General features: G+C 63.1%; 15 protein-coding genes. 12 read left to right on the top strand and 3 right to left on the bottom strand.

Annotated elements, in window-relative coordinates; translation table 11 throughout:
- From EN846_RS12540 to EN846_RS12520, 5 genes are all read left to right on the top strand, one after another.
- Positions 1-114: transposase domain-containing protein (locus EN846_RS12540; RefSeq protein ID WP_135913840.1), on the top strand; the 114-nt coding region annotated here is incomplete at its 5' end.
- Between the two features lie 197 nt (positions 115-311).
- Positions 312-1,646 carry a sulfotransferase domain-containing protein gene (locus EN846_RS12535; RefSeq protein WP_127391636.1) on the top strand — a complete coding sequence of 445 codons (1,335 nt, stop codon included), beginning with the start codon at positions 312-314 and terminating at the stop codon, positions 1,644-1,646.
- 358 nt (positions 1,647-2,004) lie between these two features.
- A complete protein-coding gene (locus EN846_RS12530; RefSeq protein WP_187331202.1) occupies positions 2,005-3,993 on the top strand; it encodes a nucleoside-diphosphate sugar epimerase/dehydratase in 1,989 nt (662 codons plus the stop codon).
- A gap of 98 nt (positions 3,994-4,091) precedes the next feature.
- On the top strand, positions 4,092-5,003 hold the full coding sequence (locus EN846_RS12525) for a glycosyltransferase family 2 protein (protein ID WP_245478364.1): 912 nt from the start codon (positions 4,092-4,094) through the stop codon (positions 5,001-5,003).
- 101 nt (positions 5,004-5,104) lie between these two features.
- Entirely contained in the window at positions 5,105-5,644 is a 540-nt protein-coding gene (locus tag EN846_RS12520) for a sugar transferase (protein ID WP_127310934.1), read from the top strand.
- Here EN846_RS12520 and EN846_RS12515 read toward each other — a convergent pair.
- Positions 5,632-6,582: an NAD-dependent epimerase/dehydratase family protein gene (locus tag EN846_RS12515; RefSeq protein ID WP_135858096.1), complete on the bottom strand. Its 951-nt coding sequence runs from the start codon at positions 6,580-6,582 to the stop codon at positions 5,632-5,634. The two genes, EN846_RS12520 and EN846_RS12515, sit on opposite strands and share 13 nt — an antisense overlap.
- A gap of 31 nt (positions 6,583-6,613) precedes the next feature.
- Entirely contained in the window at positions 6,614-7,888 is a 1,275-nt protein-coding gene (locus EN846_RS12510) for an O-antigen ligase (protein ID WP_127283825.1), read from the bottom strand.
- Positions 7,889-8,382: 494 nt separating this feature from the next.
- Between EN846_RS12510 and cysD the strand changes: the two genes are divergently transcribed.
- Genes cysD through cysQ form a run of 3 tightly spaced genes read left to right on the top strand, consistent with a single transcriptional unit; the run spans position 8,383 to position 12,027 of the window.
- Positions 8,383-9,288 (top strand): sulfate adenylyltransferase subunit CysD, encoded by a 906-nt coding sequence (gene cysD / locus EN846_RS12505; RefSeq protein ID WP_127283826.1) that lies wholly within the window; start codon positions 8,383-8,385, stop codon positions 9,286-9,288.
- 2 nt (positions 9,289-9,290) lie between these two features.
- Positions 9,291-11,228, top strand: a complete 1,938-nt coding sequence (cysN, locus tag EN846_RS12500; protein ID WP_187331201.1) for a sulfate adenylyltransferase subunit CysN — start codon at positions 9,291-9,293, stop codon at positions 11,226-11,228.
- Between the two features lie 10 nt (positions 11,229-11,238).
- Positions 11,239-12,027 carry a 3'(2'),5'-bisphosphate nucleotidase CysQ gene (gene cysQ / locus EN846_RS12495; protein WP_187331254.1) on the top strand — a complete coding sequence of 263 codons (789 nt, stop codon included), beginning with the start codon at positions 11,239-11,241 and terminating at the stop codon, positions 12,025-12,027.
- Positions 12,028-12,042: 15 nt separating this feature from the next.
- Here cysQ and EN846_RS12490 read toward each other — a convergent pair whose 3' ends face one another.
- On the bottom strand, positions 12,043-12,771 hold the full coding sequence (locus EN846_RS12490; protein ID WP_127391553.1) for a Crp/Fnr family transcriptional regulator: 729 nt from the start codon (positions 12,769-12,771) through the stop codon (positions 12,043-12,045).
- Positions 12,772-12,941: 170 nt separating this feature from the next.
- Here EN846_RS12490 and ccoN point away from each other — a divergent pair, with 170 nt between their 5' ends.
- The 4 genes from ccoN to ccoP are packed head-to-tail and all read left to right on the top strand — an operon-like array spanning position 12,942 to position 16,356.
- Positions 12,942-14,594 carry a cytochrome-c oxidase, cbb3-type subunit I gene (gene ccoN / locus EN846_RS12485; RefSeq protein WP_189379723.1) on the top strand — a complete coding sequence of 551 codons (1,653 nt, stop codon included), beginning with the start codon at positions 12,942-12,944 and terminating at the stop codon, positions 14,592-14,594.
- Between the two features lie 3 nt (positions 14,595-14,597).
- On the top strand, positions 14,598-15,332 hold the full coding sequence (gene ccoO, locus EN846_RS12480; protein ID WP_127391551.1) for a cytochrome-c oxidase, cbb3-type subunit II: 735 nt from the start codon (positions 14,598-14,600) through the stop codon (positions 15,330-15,332).
- Positions 15,329-15,496: a cbb3-type cytochrome c oxidase subunit 3 gene (locus tag EN846_RS12475; protein WP_127310520.1), complete on the top strand. Its 168-nt coding sequence runs from the start codon at positions 15,329-15,331 to the stop codon at positions 15,494-15,496. The genes ccoO and EN846_RS12475 overlap by 4 nt, the downstream gene beginning before the upstream one ends.
- Positions 15,487-16,356: a cytochrome-c oxidase, cbb3-type subunit III gene (gene ccoP / locus EN846_RS12470; protein ID WP_127310519.1), complete on the top strand. Its 870-nt coding sequence runs from the start codon at positions 15,487-15,489 to the stop codon at positions 16,354-16,356. Before EN846_RS12475 ends, ccoP begins: the two co-directional genes overlap by 10 nt.
- The last annotated feature ends 100 nt before the right edge of the window (positions 16,357-16,456 follow it).

Below are 16,456 nucleotides of genomic sequence, written 5' to 3'. Positions count from 1 at the left end.
GGCTATCTCGCCGATGTCCTCACCAGGATCGTCAATGGCCACCCGAACAGCCAGATCGACGACCTGCTGCCCTGGGCCTACATCCCGGCTCCCGAACTCAGGGCCGTGGCCTGAGAACAGCGCTTACCTCTAACAGGTGGCCGGTGACGGATGAAGTCGATCTGGCGCCACTAGCGTACTTCGCGCCTGGAGTTCAGTACTATCCATGACCTCATACGTAGAAGTCGTGTCTGGACTTCGGCCGAATATGCGGCTCCTAATTGTCATCGTGATGGCCACCCTGACGCTTGGCGTGGGCGAGCATTGACGACTTGAGCAACTACCCATCATCCGGAAATTTGCACGATGCGACGCCGCAGGCCGCCGAAGCGGCGCCGAAAGCAGCGAAGCGTACCTGCATCATGGTGATCGGCATGCATCGATCGGGCACCAGCGCCCTGACTAGGGCGATTAGCCTGCTTGGTGCTGAGCTGCCGAAGACCATGCTTGGCGCCAATCCAACCAACGAAGAAGGCCACTGGGAGCCGCAACGGCTGATGGAGCTTAATGATCGGATGCTGGCCGAGCTCGGCAGCCGGTGGGATGATTGGAGATCCCTTGATCCCAACGTTCTTATTCCGGGGCGCCTGCAATTCTACCAGGCCGAGATCGCTCGGCTGATTGACGAAGAGTATGGCAGTGCCTCGCTCTTCGTACTCAAGGAGCCGCGAATATCTCGTTTCGTGCCGCTGTACATGGGTGTCATGAAGCAAATGCGTATCGACGTTCGCTATGTGCTGATCGGGCGCAACCCCTTGGCGGTGATCGCGTCTCTGGCCAAGCGTGACGAATTCACGGTCGGTTTCAGTTCCCTTCTTTGGCTGCGCCATGCGTTGGAGGCCGAGCACGCGACGCGGGGCCAGCCGCGGATTTTCCTATCCTATGAAGGCATGTTTGATCAGTGGCGCGAGGGGATCGACGGGATCACAAGCACCCTGAAGATCGACTGGCCTCTGCCCAAGGCGGAGTGGTCGGCAGCCCTTTCCAATCATTTTGCGGATAAGCATCAGCACCATGCTGCGAGCCGAGGTCAGTTAGAAGCTGACCCGAGGATCGATGATTGGATCAAGCAAGTTTACGGCGCAGTGAAGGTACTTGAGGAAGACCAGGCCGATGCCGCGGCGATGTCGCGACTTGATGCGGTGCGTGGCGCCTTCGACAGCCTCAATCCGGTTTTCGGAGCAGCGTTCTTTGCCGAGATATCCGCTCGCGAAAAGGCGGCCGCCGAACGGCTGGCGCAGCAGCGATGCGCTGCCGACGAACAGGTGGCTGAGTTGGAGAGGAACCGCGCCGAAGCGGCTGCAAGAGGGGCGCAACTGACGGAGCAATTGAATGACCTCCAGCGTCTGGCCGAAGAGCAGAAGGCGGATGCCGCGGCCCGTGAAGCTGATCTGAGGGCAAACGCCAAAGCCCGCGAGGCTGATTTGATGGCAAAGGCCGACAGTGAAGCGCTTCGGGCCAACGATGCGGAAAGCCAGCTTGAAAGTGTGGCCGAACAGTTGAAGGCGGCTCAAAAAGAAACGATCCAGATAAAAAACAGCCATTCGTGGAGGGTGATGTACCCGGTCAGGTATCTAAAGTCGCTACTAAGATCTGACGCCGGATAGACGGGCGACAGTGCGTAAGAGCCGGTCGTGACAAAGAAACATCCTTGGCATGTAAACAGGTGCGGATCTGAGATTGACGAGCTATCTCTCCGGCAATGTTGGGTCGCGCATAGGATTCGATCCAACTCCAATCTAAAGCGCCTCGGCCTCGGCGCGCGCCTCCCGCCGGATCGCCTAGATTGACAGGTAACCACGTGCATTTCCAAAAAAATCTGGCGAAGCCCCCAACTCCGCGCTATGCGATAGAAGGCGGCGGGTTGAAGATTTGGCACTTTGATAGGTGGCCGGTGTCGGATGACAATCGATCTGGCGCCACTTTAGCGTTACTATCTTCGCGCCTGGAGTTCAGTACTACCCAATGACCTCATACGTAGAAGCCGTGTCCGGACTTCGGCCGAAGATACGGCGCGCTATCATCATGCTTCAGGACATCGTCATGGTCCTGATCGCGGTGGCGCTCAGCCTGGTTTTGTCGCGGTCTGGTCTGTCGTTCGGGGCGCTGTCGCCCACGGGCCTGGCGTGCTGGGCAAGCATCGTCGTTCTAAGCCATCTCCTGTTCAGGTATTGCGGGCTCTACAACACAGTGTGGCGGTTTGCCTCGACGCCCGATTTCTTCAACATCCTGAAGAGCTGCGCGACTTTGACTGTCCTGCTCTATCTCGCCTCGCTGACGTTTCGTACCTTCCAGCCGGTGATCGGCCTCAACGAGCGCCAGTTCATTGTCTTTTTCCTCGTCTCCTTCACCATCATCTCTGCTCCCCGGCTCTACTACCGGTTCCTCCGTGACGGAGCGAGCTGGGCGATATTGAGCCGCGGCTCGAACAATCCGCTGGTCAAGCAGGCGCTGTTCGTCGGCAGGCTGGGCGAGGCTGACGTCCTCATCAGGTTCACGCGCACCGCGAACCCGGCGGAATATTCCATCGCCGGCATCATGGCGATCGGCACCGAAGCGCCTTTGGGCACGCGCATCCAGGGTGTTCCCGTGGTGGCCGTGCGCCCCAGTCTGGTCGAGGTCCTGGAGGAATACGCCAAAGGCACGCAGAATCTCGACATGCTGATTTTCGGCAACGGCGCCGAAAGCGAGATCGAGGAATACGCCGAACTGGTTCGCGTCGCCCGCCACAGCGGCATATCCGTCGTGCGGTTCTCGGGCGTCTCCGAGCTCGGGCAGGGCGGCAAGCTGGTGCTCGACGCCGTCGAGATGGAAACGATCATGCGTCGTTCGGCGGTTGCCACCGACGTCGGACGCATCAGCAGCTTCGTCAGCGGCAAGCGGGTGCTGGTGACGGGCGGCGCCGGCTCCATCGGCCGCATCCTCGTCAAGCGTTCGCTGGAACTCGGCGCCGAGGCCGTGCTGGTCGCCGATATTTCCGAGTTCGGCATCTTCCAGCTCGATCAGCTGATCGACGAAGAGGACCATGCCCGGCTGACGAGCCGCATCATCGACGTCACCGACCGGCGGCAGATGACCCGCGTCGTCAGCGAGTTCAAGCCTTCCATCATCTTCCACGCGGCGGCGCTCAAGCATGTGCCGCTGCTCGAGGAGAACTGGGAAGCGGCGATTCAGACCAATATTTTCGGCACGCTTGCCTGCGCCGAAGTCGCGGCCAAATGCGGGGTTCCGCAGTTCCTGCTGATCTCGAGCGACAAGGCGGTCGATCCGAGCTCGGTGCTCGGCATCACCAAAAGGGCGGCCGAGCAGATCGTCAGCTCGCTCCACGAAATGCAGGCGGCCGGGCAGGGCGGGCGCCGGCCCGGCACCAAGTTCATTGCCGTGCGCTTCGGCAATGTGTTTGGCTCCACTGGCTCGGTCGCCACCATCTTCCAGGCGCAGATCGAGGCAGGCGGCCCGGTCACCATCACGGATCGGCGCATGACCCGCTATTTCATGACGGTTGCCGAGGCCGTCGACCTCGTCATCATGTCTGCCGCCGATGCCGAACAGCGTCCGGGCAAGGACGACTATGCCATCTATATGCTGGACATGGGCAAGCCGGTGCCGATACTCGAGGTGGCCGAAACCATGATCCGTATGGCCGGCAAGAGCCCCTACACTGACATTCCGATCCGCTTTACCGGAATCAGGCCCGGCGAGAAGCTGCACGAGACCCTTCAGGGCGAGAACGAAGAGATCGTCACGCTCGACATCGCCAAGATTTTCGGCCTGAGGACCGACGTCGTGGAATGGCCGAGAATCCAGGCCGCGTTGACGTCGCTGCAGGCGGCGATTCGGGACCAGGACAAGGCGGCCGCCCTTGCCGTGCTGGCGGAACTGTATCAGGCGGAAAAGCCCGTTGCTGGCGCGCGACTGGAAGCACTGCCGAAAATAGTTGGACAAACTCGTTAGACCTGTCCTGCGCGGCAATGATTGGCTATTGAAACCGATCCGATAGCCATTTGTGCAGCCTAGGTGATTCTAGACCCGTGACCAGACAAGATCAGCGTGTGGCCGTGCTGCTGGGCGCGAAGGACGGTGCGGCCTTCATTGAGGAGCAGTTGCAGTCCCTGCTCGCCCAGTCGCATCCGCTCGTCGACCTGTGGGTTTCCGACGATGGATCCACCGATGGCACGCAAGCCCTCGTCGAGGCTTGGCGGCCTCGCTGGACTAAGGGCTCCCTGACCCTGGTGAAGGGGCCCCAAAAGGGCTTCGCCGCCAATTTCCGCTCAATGATCGTCGATCCACGCATCGACGCCGACTACTACGCCTTTTGCGATCAGGATGACATCTGGGAGCCTGACCGGCTGGAGAGCGCGCTGCGCTGGATGCGATCGCTCGACGCGGAAACCCCTCTTCTGTTCTGCTCGAGAACCGCGACGATCTCAGAAACCGGGAGTGCCGCAGGCTATTCGCCGCTGTTCCGGCGCCCGCCATCATTTCGCAACGCCCTGGTGCAGAGCATTGCCGGCGGCAACACGATGCTGATCAACCGCGCCGCCCGTCACCTGTTGGCCAAGGCATCGGCAAAGACGGAGTTCGTCAGTCACGACTGGTGGGCCTACTTGATCGTCACCGCCGCCGGGGGCATGGTCCGCTACGACCCGCGGCCCTTGGTGCGCTACCGCCAGCACGCGGCAAACCTGGTCGGCGCCAATGTTTCCTGGAAAGCAAGGCTCTCCAGGCTCGGGCGCCTGTTCAGAGGTGAATTCGCCAGCTGGACCGACAGCAATCTCGGTGGTCTCGCAGTCAACCGCGACATACTGACCAAGGACGCTGCGGCCTGCCTCGGCCTGTTCATAAGGGCTCGGAACGGCGGTATCTCCCGCCGCTTGCGGCTTCTGCGCAGAAGCGGCGTTTACCGACAGACACTACCGGGGACGCTTGGCCTCTATCTGGCATTTGTCTGGCGCCGGATCTAGAGCATGGCCCCAAGCGGATTCCGGTTTTTGGAAAGGGCTATGCTCAAACAAAAAGATAGAGCCCCATCCCGATTCTACCGAGATGAAACAGGCTCTAACCCATGAAAGGGCACAAGCGAGCGTTCGATCTGGTGATCGCAGCCTCGATGTTGGTGGCGACGTCGCCCGTGCTGCTTGTCGCTTTGCTGGCGGTCAAGGCGTCGTCACCCGGCCCGGCTCTGTTTTCGCAGATCAGGGTCGGGCAAGGGGGCGTGCTTTTTCGCTGCCACAAGCTGCGGACCATGTACCGGGGAACGCCGTCCTTGCCCACGCATGAGGCGCCGTCACAGGCCATTACCGCCGTTGGCAAGGCATTGCGCCGGGCCAAGATCGACGAGCTGCCGCAACTCTGGAACGTGCTCAGGGGCGAAATGAGCCTGGTCGGGCCGCGGCCGTGCCTGCCCACGCAGACCGAACTTGTGGAGCGTCGCCGGGCGCTCGGCGTGCTGTCGGCGCTTCCCGGCATCACCGGCCTCGCCCAGATCCGCGGCATCGACATGTCGGACCCGAGGCTCTGCGCGGAAACCGATGCCGAATATCTCAGGACGGCCTCGATCGGCCTCGATCTCAAAATACTGCTAGGGACGATCTATCGCGCGTGAGCGGCGGCCGATTTGCGCCGCCGCGCCAGTTCGGTGAGTTGGTCCAGCGTGTCGGCTTGCGGAATCCATCCCTCCGAGACAAGCAGCGACGGATCGCAGATCTGACTTGCCGTCAGGGCGTCCCACGCCTTGCCTTTGCCAAGCACCTTCGCCGCCGCGCGCAGGGGGGCTCCCGGCACGGCAAGCAGGCGCGGCGGCCTGCCGAAGCCGCGCCGAAAGGCGGCGACGATCTCGGAAATAGTGGCGGGCGGGCGGTCGCCGGCGACATAAATGGGCTGAAGCGCCGCCGGCTTGGTCAAAAGCTGCAGCACCGCGCCGGCCACCGCGTCGGACGAAATCAGCGAGCGGATCCCGGTCAGGGCTCCTGTCGGCAGCGGCAGGGCGGTATCGGCGAGCCGCATCAGCGTTGCCAGGTTCCCCTTCATGCCCTCGCCATGAACCGGCGGCAGGCGCAGCACCGCGGCGTCGGAACGGCCGGCCGATCGATAGGCATCGAGCGTCCTGATCTCGCCTTCGCGCTTCGAGCTGCCATAGGCGTCTTGCGGGGCAGGGGGCGTCTCCTCATCGATGGTGCCGCTGAAGCCGGGACCGACCACCGCCCGGATCGACGACAGGTAGAGGAAGCGTCCGCTTGCCAGCGTCGCCGCGGCACCCGCAAGCTGCCCAGTCAGCGCTCCGTTCACCGCCAGATAGTCGTGCTCGCTGGCGTCGCGGTCATTGTTCAGCGCCGCGCAGTGAACGACATGCGTCACATCCTGCATCACCGCCAGGAACGCATCGGCCGGGGCATCGAAGCCGGGCAGCAGAACCGCGTCGCTTGTCCGCCCCAGCCGTTCCGGGTGACGCGAGGCGATCCGCACCTCGAGCCCAGCATCGCGCAGTCGATTCACGACCTGGCGTCCGACGAGTCCCGTCGCGCCTGTGACCAGCACTTTCATGGCGTTACCCCGGGTTTGCGCATCCCCGTGGTCAGGCGGCCGGAGCCGCCGCCGCCAGCTCCCGCGGCAGCTCCTGCTGGCGTCCCGATGCGAGGTAGGTCCCGGCGACCACGAAGACCATGAATGTCGAATCAAGGATATCGTGGCCGAGCAGGATGCCGGTCATTCCGCCGATCAGGTAGACGATCACCGTGACGGCGACCATCGTTGCGCCGAAGCGCTCCAGCGGATCGGCGCTGGCGCGCAGGACCCTTGCCGCGTTCCACGCCGCGACCACGAAGATCGCCGCCAGCGTGATGGCCCCGGCCAAGCCGGCCTGCACCAGCGCGGTCAGGAAACCGTTGTGGAAATGGCTGAAGCCCGCGGCCATGCCGAACTGGTCGTGAAAACCTTGTTTCATCAGCGCCTGGCTGGCGGCGATGCCATGGCCGAAAATCGGAGCGTCCCGGAACGCATCGAGCCCGATTTGCCACAGGGCCACGCGCAGTCCCGTCGCCGTCGAATGGTCGCCCTTGGCAAGCGCGTCCCAGTCGCTGAATAGGAAATCCGCACGTTCCGACACGATGTGGAAACCGAGAATGCCGATCACCAGCGACATCGCGGCGGCGATCAGCAAGAGACGCACGAGACTTGCCTCCTCCAGCTTGCGCCGGTTGATCAGAAGCACGGCGAGGACCGATACCGGCACGGCCACCCAGATGATGCGTGTGCCCGAATAGAGGATCGCGATGATGCCGGTCACGGCCGCCAGGAGCAGCAGGCCCTTGGGTCGCTCAATGCCCGAAAGCGCGCCGGCCAGACACATCATGACGCCGAGGCAGGTGACCGTGGCGAATGGGATGGCGTTTCCGGCTCCGCCCTCGGCCCGCATGCCTAGCCAGTAATACTGCGCCACGGCCAGCACGAGGGCGCCGAAACATGCCGCCATGCTGGCCACCACGACGATGCGGGCAAGCGTCGCCTTGGCGGTGATGCTCCAGGTCGAGTAGGAGATCGGGAAGAGCAGGAAGGTGACCAGCGCCAGGAGATGCGGCGCATCGGCCCGGAGCGCGTTGTTGACGACCGACGCCAGCAGATATGCCGCGCAATAGGCATAGATCGCGACCGTCATGGCGAGCATCGGCGGGTCGAAATTGAAGCGCCGCCGCCTCAGGGCGAGCAGAAGCACCGACCAAAGGCCGCCGCCGTTGAACACGAAACTCACGGCCGAACCCAGCACCGGCGGACAAAAGAAGCAAAGGATCGAGAAGTAGACGTTGATCTGCGCGGGCGTGAGGTGCCGTCTGATGGATAAAAGCGGGTTCAATGCTCTGTTTCGCAATGTCTGGGGGTCGTTGGGACGCCGTGTTGGTCCGCGACGGCGGACGCGATCACCTTCGAAGCCTATCTGGTGCCACGGCGCGCGGGTAGCATTTGTGGCCGGTATAGCGGCTGGGTCCGATTCCCGATAGTGCGGCCGCTGGAGGGCTCATCACAAATCGGCAGCCCGGCCCGCATCCGCGTGAGCGGGAACCTCGCGCTGCCGGGCTGGCTGCGGTCACCCGAAAGGCAATAGTTTCTCCGTTCTTTGTCATGCATCAGGCGGTAGGGCAGGATTTTCCCACATACGCACCGATCGTGGAAAATTCATTCCGGATTGGCCGTCTGGCGGGCGCGTCTGGCATTGTTCCCCGCAATCGCGATCTGCTAGAACGCCGGCACGAATGTCCAGAAGCAAAGCTTGAACCGGGCTGTTTCTACGAAACGGTGCCTGATCCGTTGATGCAAGGTCTGGATGGCACGAGAGAACGCTCACAGTCCATGAATATCGCCCTTACGCACCTGCAGCGGCTCGAGGCCGAATCCATCCACATCTTCCGCGAGGTGGCGGCCTCCTTCTCCAAGCCCGTCATGCTCTATTCGGTCGGCAAGGATTCTTCCGTGCTGATGCACCTGGCGATGAAGGCCTTCTTCCCGGCCAAGCCGCCTTTTCCCTTCCTGCACGTCGACACCACCTGGAAGTTCCGCGAGATGATCGCCTTTCGCGACCAGATGGCGCAGAAACTCGGCTTCGACCTCCTGGTGCACGTCAACGAGGACGGCGTGCGCGACGGCATCAACCCGTTCGACCATGGCTCGAACACCCATACCCATGTGATGAAGACGGTGGCTCTGCGCCAGGCGCTCGACAAATACGGCTTCGACGCCGCCTTCGGCGGCGCCCGCCGCGACGAGGAGAAGTCGCGCGCAAAGGAGCGCATCTTCTCCTTCCGCAACGCCCAGCATTCCTGGGATCCGAAGAACCAGCGGCCGGAAATGTGGAAGATCTTCAACACCCGCATTGCCGCCGGCGAGTCGATCCGCGTCTTTCCGCTGTCGAACTGGACCGAGCTCGACATCTGGCAGTACATCCTGCAGGAAAACATCCCGATCGTGCCGCTGTATTTCGCCAAGGAGCGGCCGGTGGTCGAGCGCGACGGCATGCTGATCCTCAAGGACGACGACCGCATGCAGCTGCGGCCCGGCGAGGCGGTCGAAAACCGGCTGGTCCGCTTCCGCACGCTGGGCTGCTATCCGCTAACCGGCGCCATCGAGTCCGATGCCGACACGCTGGAGGCCATCGTCGGCGAGATGCTGACGGCGCGCACCTCGGAGCGCCAGGGCCGCCTCATCGACCGCGACGAAGCGGGCTCGATGGAAAAGAAGAAGCGCGAGGGGTATTTTTGAGCATGCGCCACATCATGGCCAAAAGCCTCGCCCCCACCGACTCGATCCGCGAATACATGGCCGCGCAGGAAAAGAAGTCGCTGCTTCGCTTCCTCACTTGCGGCTCGGTTGACGACGGCAAGTCGACGCTGATCGGGCGTCTGCTGTCGGACACCAAGCAGATCTTCGAAGACCAGCTTGCCGCGCTGGAGCGCGATTCGCGCAAGCACGGCACGACAGGCGACGACATTGATTTCGCGCTGCTGGTCGACGGGCTCGAAGCCGAGCGCGAGCAGGGCATCACCATCGACGTCGCCTACCGCTTCTTCGCCACCCCGAAGCGCAAGTTCATCGTCGCCGACACGCCCGGCCACGAGCAGTACACGCGCAACATGGCGACCGGCGCCTCGACCGCCGATCTCGCCATCGTGCTGATCGACGCGCGCCAGGGGGTGCTGCGCCAGACCAGGCGCCATTCGATCATCGCCTCGCTGCTCGGCATTCGCCACATTGTGCTGGCCGTCAACAAGATCGACCTCGTCGATTTCGACCAGGCGGTGTTCGACAAGATCGTCGAGGACTACAGCCGGTTCTCGCACAATCTCGGCTTCCAGACGATCGCGCCGATCCCGATGTCGGCCCGCTATGGCGACAATGTCTCCAGCCGCTCCGCCAACATGCAATGGTATTCCGGGCCGACACTGATCGAGCACTTGGAAACCGTTTCGGTCGACGAGGCCGCGGTCGAGCAGCCGTTCCGTTTCCCGGTGCAGTACGTCAATCGGCCCAATCTCGATTTCCGCGGTTTTGCCGGCACCATCGCTTCCGGCTCGGTTGCGCAGGGCGACGAGGTCGTCGTCGCCAAGTCCGGCAAGTCGTCCCGCGTCAAGCGCATCGTCGCCCATGGCGGCGACCTTGCCCAAGCGGTCGCCGGCCAGGCGATCACGCTCGTCCTCGACGACGAGGTCGAGGTGTCGCGCGGCAACATTCTGGTCGCGCCAGCGTCGCGGCCGCAGGTCGCCGACCAGTTCGCCGCCAACATCGTCTGGTTCGACGAGCATGCGCTGCTGCCCGGCCGCTCCTACATCCTGCGCACCGAAACCGACCAGGTGAGCGCCACCGTCACCGAGCTGAAGTACCGCGTCAACGTCAACGACTTCGCCCACGAGGCGGCGAAGTCGCTGGAGATGAACGAGGTCGGCATCTGCAATCTCTCGACGCGCTCGCCGATCGCCTTCGACAATTTCGCCGAGAACCGCACCACCGGCGCCTTCATCCTGATCGACCGCATCAGCAATGCCACGGTCGGCGCCGGCATGATCCTGCATTCGCTGCGCCGCGCCGAAAACATCCATTGGCAGTCGCTCGATGTCGGCAAGCGCGGCCGTTCCGACCTGAAGAACCAGCGCCCGGCCGTGTTCTGGTTCACCGGCCTTTCCGGCTCTGGCAAGTCGACCATCGCCAACCTGTTCGAGAAGAAGCTGTTCGCCTCCGGGCGCCACACCTACATCCTCGACGGCGACAATGTCCGCCACGGTCTCAACCGCGATCTGGGCTTCACCGACGCCGACCGCGTCGAGAACATCCGCCGCGTCGCCGAGGTCGCCCGCCTGATGGCCGATGCCGGCCTGATCGTCATCGTCTCCTTCATCTCGCCCTTCGCCGCCGAACGGCGCGTGGCGCGCGAACTGATGGCCGATGGCGAGTTCGTCGAGGTGTTCGTCGACACGCCCTTCGAGGAATGCGCCAGGCGCGACCCGAAGGGCCTCTATGCGCGCGCGCTGAGTGGCGAGATCAAGAATTTCACCGGCGTCGATTCACCCTATGAAGCTCCGGAGAATCCCGAAATCCATCTCAAGACGCTCGGCAGATCGGCCGAGGAGATGGTAGAGGCCCTGGAACTCTGGCTGAACGAGCGCGACATTGCCGAAGACCAATACGACAGCGGCGGCGGCATCTGACGACGAGGTAATACTCGGCGTGTTCGAGCGCCTGGCGCTGGAAGCCGGGCGCGAGGTCATGCGCGTCTTTCACGAAGGCTGCGCCGTCGACCGCAAGTCCGACTCCTCGCCGGTGACGGAAGCCGACCGCGAGAGCGAGAAGATCATCCTCGCCGGCCTGCGCGCCGCTTATCCGGCCATCCCTTGCGTGGCCGAGGAAGAGGTGGCGGCCGGCATTGCGACACCCGATCTCGACGGCGTCTTCTTTCTCATCGATCCGCTCGACGGCACCAAGGAATTCGTCAACCGCCGCACCGATTTCACCGTCAACATCGCGCTCATTCGTCACGGCGTGCCGGAAGTCGGTGTCGTCTTCGCGCCCTGCACCGGGCGCTTCTTCTCGGGCCGACCGGGCAGGGCGGAAGCGATCGAGGTCGATGGCGAGTTTCGCATCACCGGCCGCCGGCCGATTGCCGTGCGGGCAGGGGGGACGCCGCTCGCCGTCGTCGCCAGCCGCTCGCACAATACGCCCGAAACCGATGCCTTCATTCGCGACCTCGGTGCCGCCGAGATCGTCTCGGTCGGCTCGTCGCTGAAATTCTGCCTCGTCGCCGCCGCCGAGGCAGACGTCTATCCACGCTTCGGCCGCACCATGGAATGGGATACCGCGGCGGGCGATGCGGTATTGCGCGCAGCCGGCGGCATGACGCGCACGCTGGACGGCCAGCCGCTCGCCTATGGCAAGCGCAACCAGGCCAGCGACGCCGATTTCGCGAATCCGCACTTTATTGCGAGCGGGAAGGCAGCCAAGGCAGTGTGAGCGGCCGCGATCGGGTCAGCCTGACCGCTGCTGGAGGCGCTGCCTGTCGATGATTTCGATCTGACGGCGGGATCTGATCTCGATAATCCCGTCGCGTTTCAGCCTCGACAGCTCGCGCGAGACCGTCCCGATGGTCAATCCCAGGAAATCGGCGATCTCGGCCCGTGTAAGCGGCAGTTCGAAGGCCAGCGTCCGATCGTCTTGCGCGACCATGGGGTCGAGATGTCTGCCGATCTGGCCGAGGAAGCTTGCCAGCTTCTCCGAGGCAGTCTTGCGGCCGAGCGCGACCATCCATTCCCGCGCCTCGTCGACATCGCGCAGCGCTTGCTTGAGCAGCCGCCCCTCCAGCATCGGATTGCTGGCGACCATGCGCTCCAGGGCACGCTTCGATATGCGGCAAAGCTCGACGTCCGAGGCGGCTTCGGCGGTGACCGCGCTTTCGTCGGCATAGAGCCTGCCGACGAAGTCCGGCGCGAACTGCAACCCGACGATCTGCCGGCGTCCATCGGCAAGCGTCTTGATCAGCTTGACCACGCCGCGCATGACATTGCTGTACGCCGTGATCGACGCGCCTTCGGAAAGCAGTTCTTCGCCGGCGCCGTGCCTGACGACTCTCGTGTGCTTGGCGAAGGCGAGCAGCTCATCCGCGTTGAGCACGCCGCACATGCCGTTGTGTCGCGCCTCGCAGCTTTGGCACAGTGCGGGAACGTTGGAATTGTGGACGTCCTGGCGGCCGGCGCTCATCTCATTTCGGCAGTGGTCATACTTTGTACAATGCCGCGAAAGCACAGACTTTCAAAGTGCAAACCGGGCAATAGGGCAGGCCAATTTGCGCTAGCGCAAAGACAGCTTCTGCCAGCGCGTATAAGGCGGGCCAACCACCGCCGTTCATGCACGCGAAAGGCAGACCTCGCATGACCAAGCTTACTGTCACCGAACGGCAGATTGGGCTTATCATCTGCCTCGTCGTGGCGGCGATCGGGCTTGCCATGGCCGCCGCGGGTCGTGGCGAGCCTTTTGGCGTCCAGGGCTTCACCGTGCTCCTTCTCGCGCTGGCGTTGAGCGGCTTCATCATCGCCAGATGGGATGCGCCGCCGCCGGACCGGTCCCTGCTCGAGCACTACTATGACGATCCGACCAAGGTGGGCATTGTCCTCACCATGTTCTGGGCTGTCATCGCCATGTTCGTTGGCGTTTGGGTTGCGGCGCTTTTGGCCTGGCCGGAGCTGACCTTCGACGCCGCCTGGGCGAGCTTCGGCAGGTTGCGGCCGGTCCACACCAGCGGCGTCATCTTCGGCTTCGGTGGAAATGCCCTGATCGCCACCTCCTTCCACGTCCTGCAGAGAACGTCGCGCGCCCGGCTGCCCGACCAGTTGAGCCCCTGGTTCGTGCTGATCGGCTACAATCTCTTCTGCATCGTTGCAGCCAGCGGCTATCTCCTGGGCATCACCCAATCCAAGGAATATGCGGAACCGGAATGGTATGCCGACCTCTGGCTGGTGATTGTCTGGATTGTCTATTTCCTGATCTTTGTCCGCACCCTGGCCCGCCGCAAGGAACCGCACATCTATGTGGCGAACTGGTACTACATGGCCTTCATCCTGGTCGTGGCGATCCTGCATATCGTCAACAACCTGGCTGTGCCGATCTCCTTCGGCAGCGCCAAGAGCTACTCGGCCTTCTCCGGCGTGCAGGATGCGATGACGCAATGGTGGTACGGCCACAACGCCGTCGCCTTCTTCCTCACCTCGGGCTTCCTCGGCATGATGTACTACTACCTGCCGAAGCGCGCCGGGCGGCCAATCTTCTCCTATCCGCTTTCGCTGATCAGCTTCTGGGGCATTACCTTCATGTATATGTGGGCAGGGTCGCACCACCTGCACTACACGGCGCTGCCGCAATGGGTGCAGACACTCGGCATGACATTTTCGCTGGTTTTGCTGGTGCCGTCCTGGGCCTCGGCCGGCAACGCCCTGGCGACGCTCAACGGCGCCTGGCACAAGGTGCGCGACGACGCGACGCTGCGCTTCATGATGGTCGCGGCGGTCTTCTACGGCCTGTCGACCTTCGAAGGGTCGTTCATGGCGATTCGCGCCGTCAACTCGGTCTCCCACTACACCGACTGGACAATCGGCCATGTCCACGGCGGCGCGCTGGGTTGGGTGGCGATGATCACGTTCGGCTCGATCTACGCTTTGGTCCCGTGGATGTGGAAGCGCCCGGCGATCTATTCGCCGAAACTCGTCGAGGTGCACTTCTGGCTCGCGCTCTCGGGCACCATTGTCTACGTCTTCTCGATGTGGAACTCGGGCATTATCCAGGGCCTGATGTGGCGCACCTACAATGAGAACGGAACGCTCGCCTATTCCTTCCTCGACACGGTCGAGGCGATGCATCCCTATTATATCGCGCGCACCTTCGGCGGGCTGCTGTTTCTGCTCGGCGCGATCGTCGGAACCTACAATGTGCTGATGACCATCCGGCAGGCGCGCCTCGAGCGTGGCGTCGAGGCCGGTGGCGAGGTCGACCTGCCGCTCGGCAGGCCTGCCGCACTGCCTGGAGAATGACCTGTGGCTGACCTCCATCGCAAACTCGAACGCAGCGCCATCCGCTTCATGCTGGCCATCATCGCCGTCGCCTCGATCGGCGGCCTGGTCGAAATCGCGCCGCTTTTCACCATCGGCTCCACGGTCGAGGCGGCGCCCGACATGCGCGTCTACACGCCACTCGAGGTCGCCGGGCGCAACATCTACATGCGTGAAGGCTGCTACGCCTGTCATTCCCAGATGATTCGGTCGCTGCGCGACGAGGTCGAGCGTTACGGACCTTACTCGCTGGCGGTCGAATCCAAATATGATCACCCGATGCTCTGGGGGTCGAAGCGCACCGGGCCCGATCTAGCCCGCATCGGCGAGAAATACTCGGATGCATGGCAGGTGGCGCATCTCAACAATCCACGCGATGTCGTTCCGCAATCGATAATGCCGGCCTATCGCTGGTTGCTGCGCACGCCTTTGAGGACTGACGATCTCGGCAGGCACCTGGCCGCCTTGCGGACCGTCGGCGTGCCCTACACGGACGAGATGGTCGCCAACGCGCCGATCGATGCCTATGGCCAGTCCGCGCCGGATGGTGACAAGGCGCGTGGCGTCACCGAGCGTTACGGCAAGGCGACCCATGTAAGGGCTTTCGACGGCAATCCCGGCGAGTTGACGGAGATGGACGCGCTAGTCGCGTATCTGCAGATCCTCGGCGGATTGACCGATGCAGCCAGGAAGACCGACCAGACGGCGCTGGGGGAATGAGCATGCATGACGCGGTGGTCGCAATCTCCAAAAGCTGGGGCCTTTTCTATCTCCTCGCTCTGTCCGCCGGGGTGGTGATTTATGCCTACTGGCCGTCCAATCGAGCCGGGTTCGATCGCGCCAAAAGCAGCATTCTGGACAAGGACGACAAGCCGTGGATGTAGGACGACGCGACCCTGTCACCGGCCGCACCACGACCGGTCATGAATGGAACGGCATTGAGGAACTGAACACGCCGGTTCCCAAGGTGGTGCTGTTCTTTCTCGCCATCGGAGCGCTGTTCTGCCTTGGCTACTGGCTGCTGATGCCTGCCTGGCCGCTTGGTTCGACCTATACGAAGGGCCTGCTCGGCAACGACCAGCGTCGCATCGTCGATCAGGAGGTGGCAACCGCGAAGGCTCAGCGCGCCGCTTGGCTGGACAAGATCCAGGCCTTGGATTTCGCCGCGATCAAATCCGATCCGGTGCTGATGCAGGACGTGACGAAGGCCGGCCACGTGCTGTTTTCGGACAATTGCGCGGCTTGCCACGGCATCAAGGCAACTGGGGGGCCCGGCTTCCCGGATCTGACGGCGAAGTCTTGGCTTTGGGGCGGGGAACCCGAGAAGATCGCCGAGACGATCGGCATCGGCATCAATTCGACCAATGACGATACCCGCGTTTCGCAGATGCTGGCATTCGGCCGCGACGGCATACTCGATCGTCAGAAGATCACCGACGTCGTCGCCTATGTCCGCTCCCTGTCGATGCCGGACGCAGGGTCGGCCGAAAGCATCGAGGCCGGCCGAGAGGTTTTCGCCGGCAACTGCGTGGCGTGTCATGGCAAGGACGCCAAGGGCATGCATGAGCAGGGTGCGCCCGACCTCACCGACAGCCATTGGATCTACGGCGGCACGCTCCAGGATGTGTATTCGACGGTCTATTCCGGCCGCCAGGGGCACATGCCGAACTGGAACGCGCGGCTGACGCCGGCGGAGATCAAGCTGCTCGCGCTCTATGTCGGCCAGCTTGGGCAGGCCAAATGAGAACGGCGGCCATGATTGCCGGTCTATCGGCGCGAAGGCGGGCAAACACCCGGCTCAAGTGGTTTGCAGTCGTGGCGGTGCTGTTGGCCGTCTTCATCGG

The organism is Mesorhizobium sp. M4B.F.Ca.ET.203.01.1.1, assembly GCF_004791025.1.
Taxonomy (GTDB): domain Bacteria; phylum Pseudomonadota; class Alphaproteobacteria; order Rhizobiales; family Rhizobiaceae; genus Mesorhizobium; species Mesorhizobium abyssinicae.
Note: the sequence above shows the minus strand (reverse complement) of the source record. Positions and strands in the feature narration are given on the sequence as shown.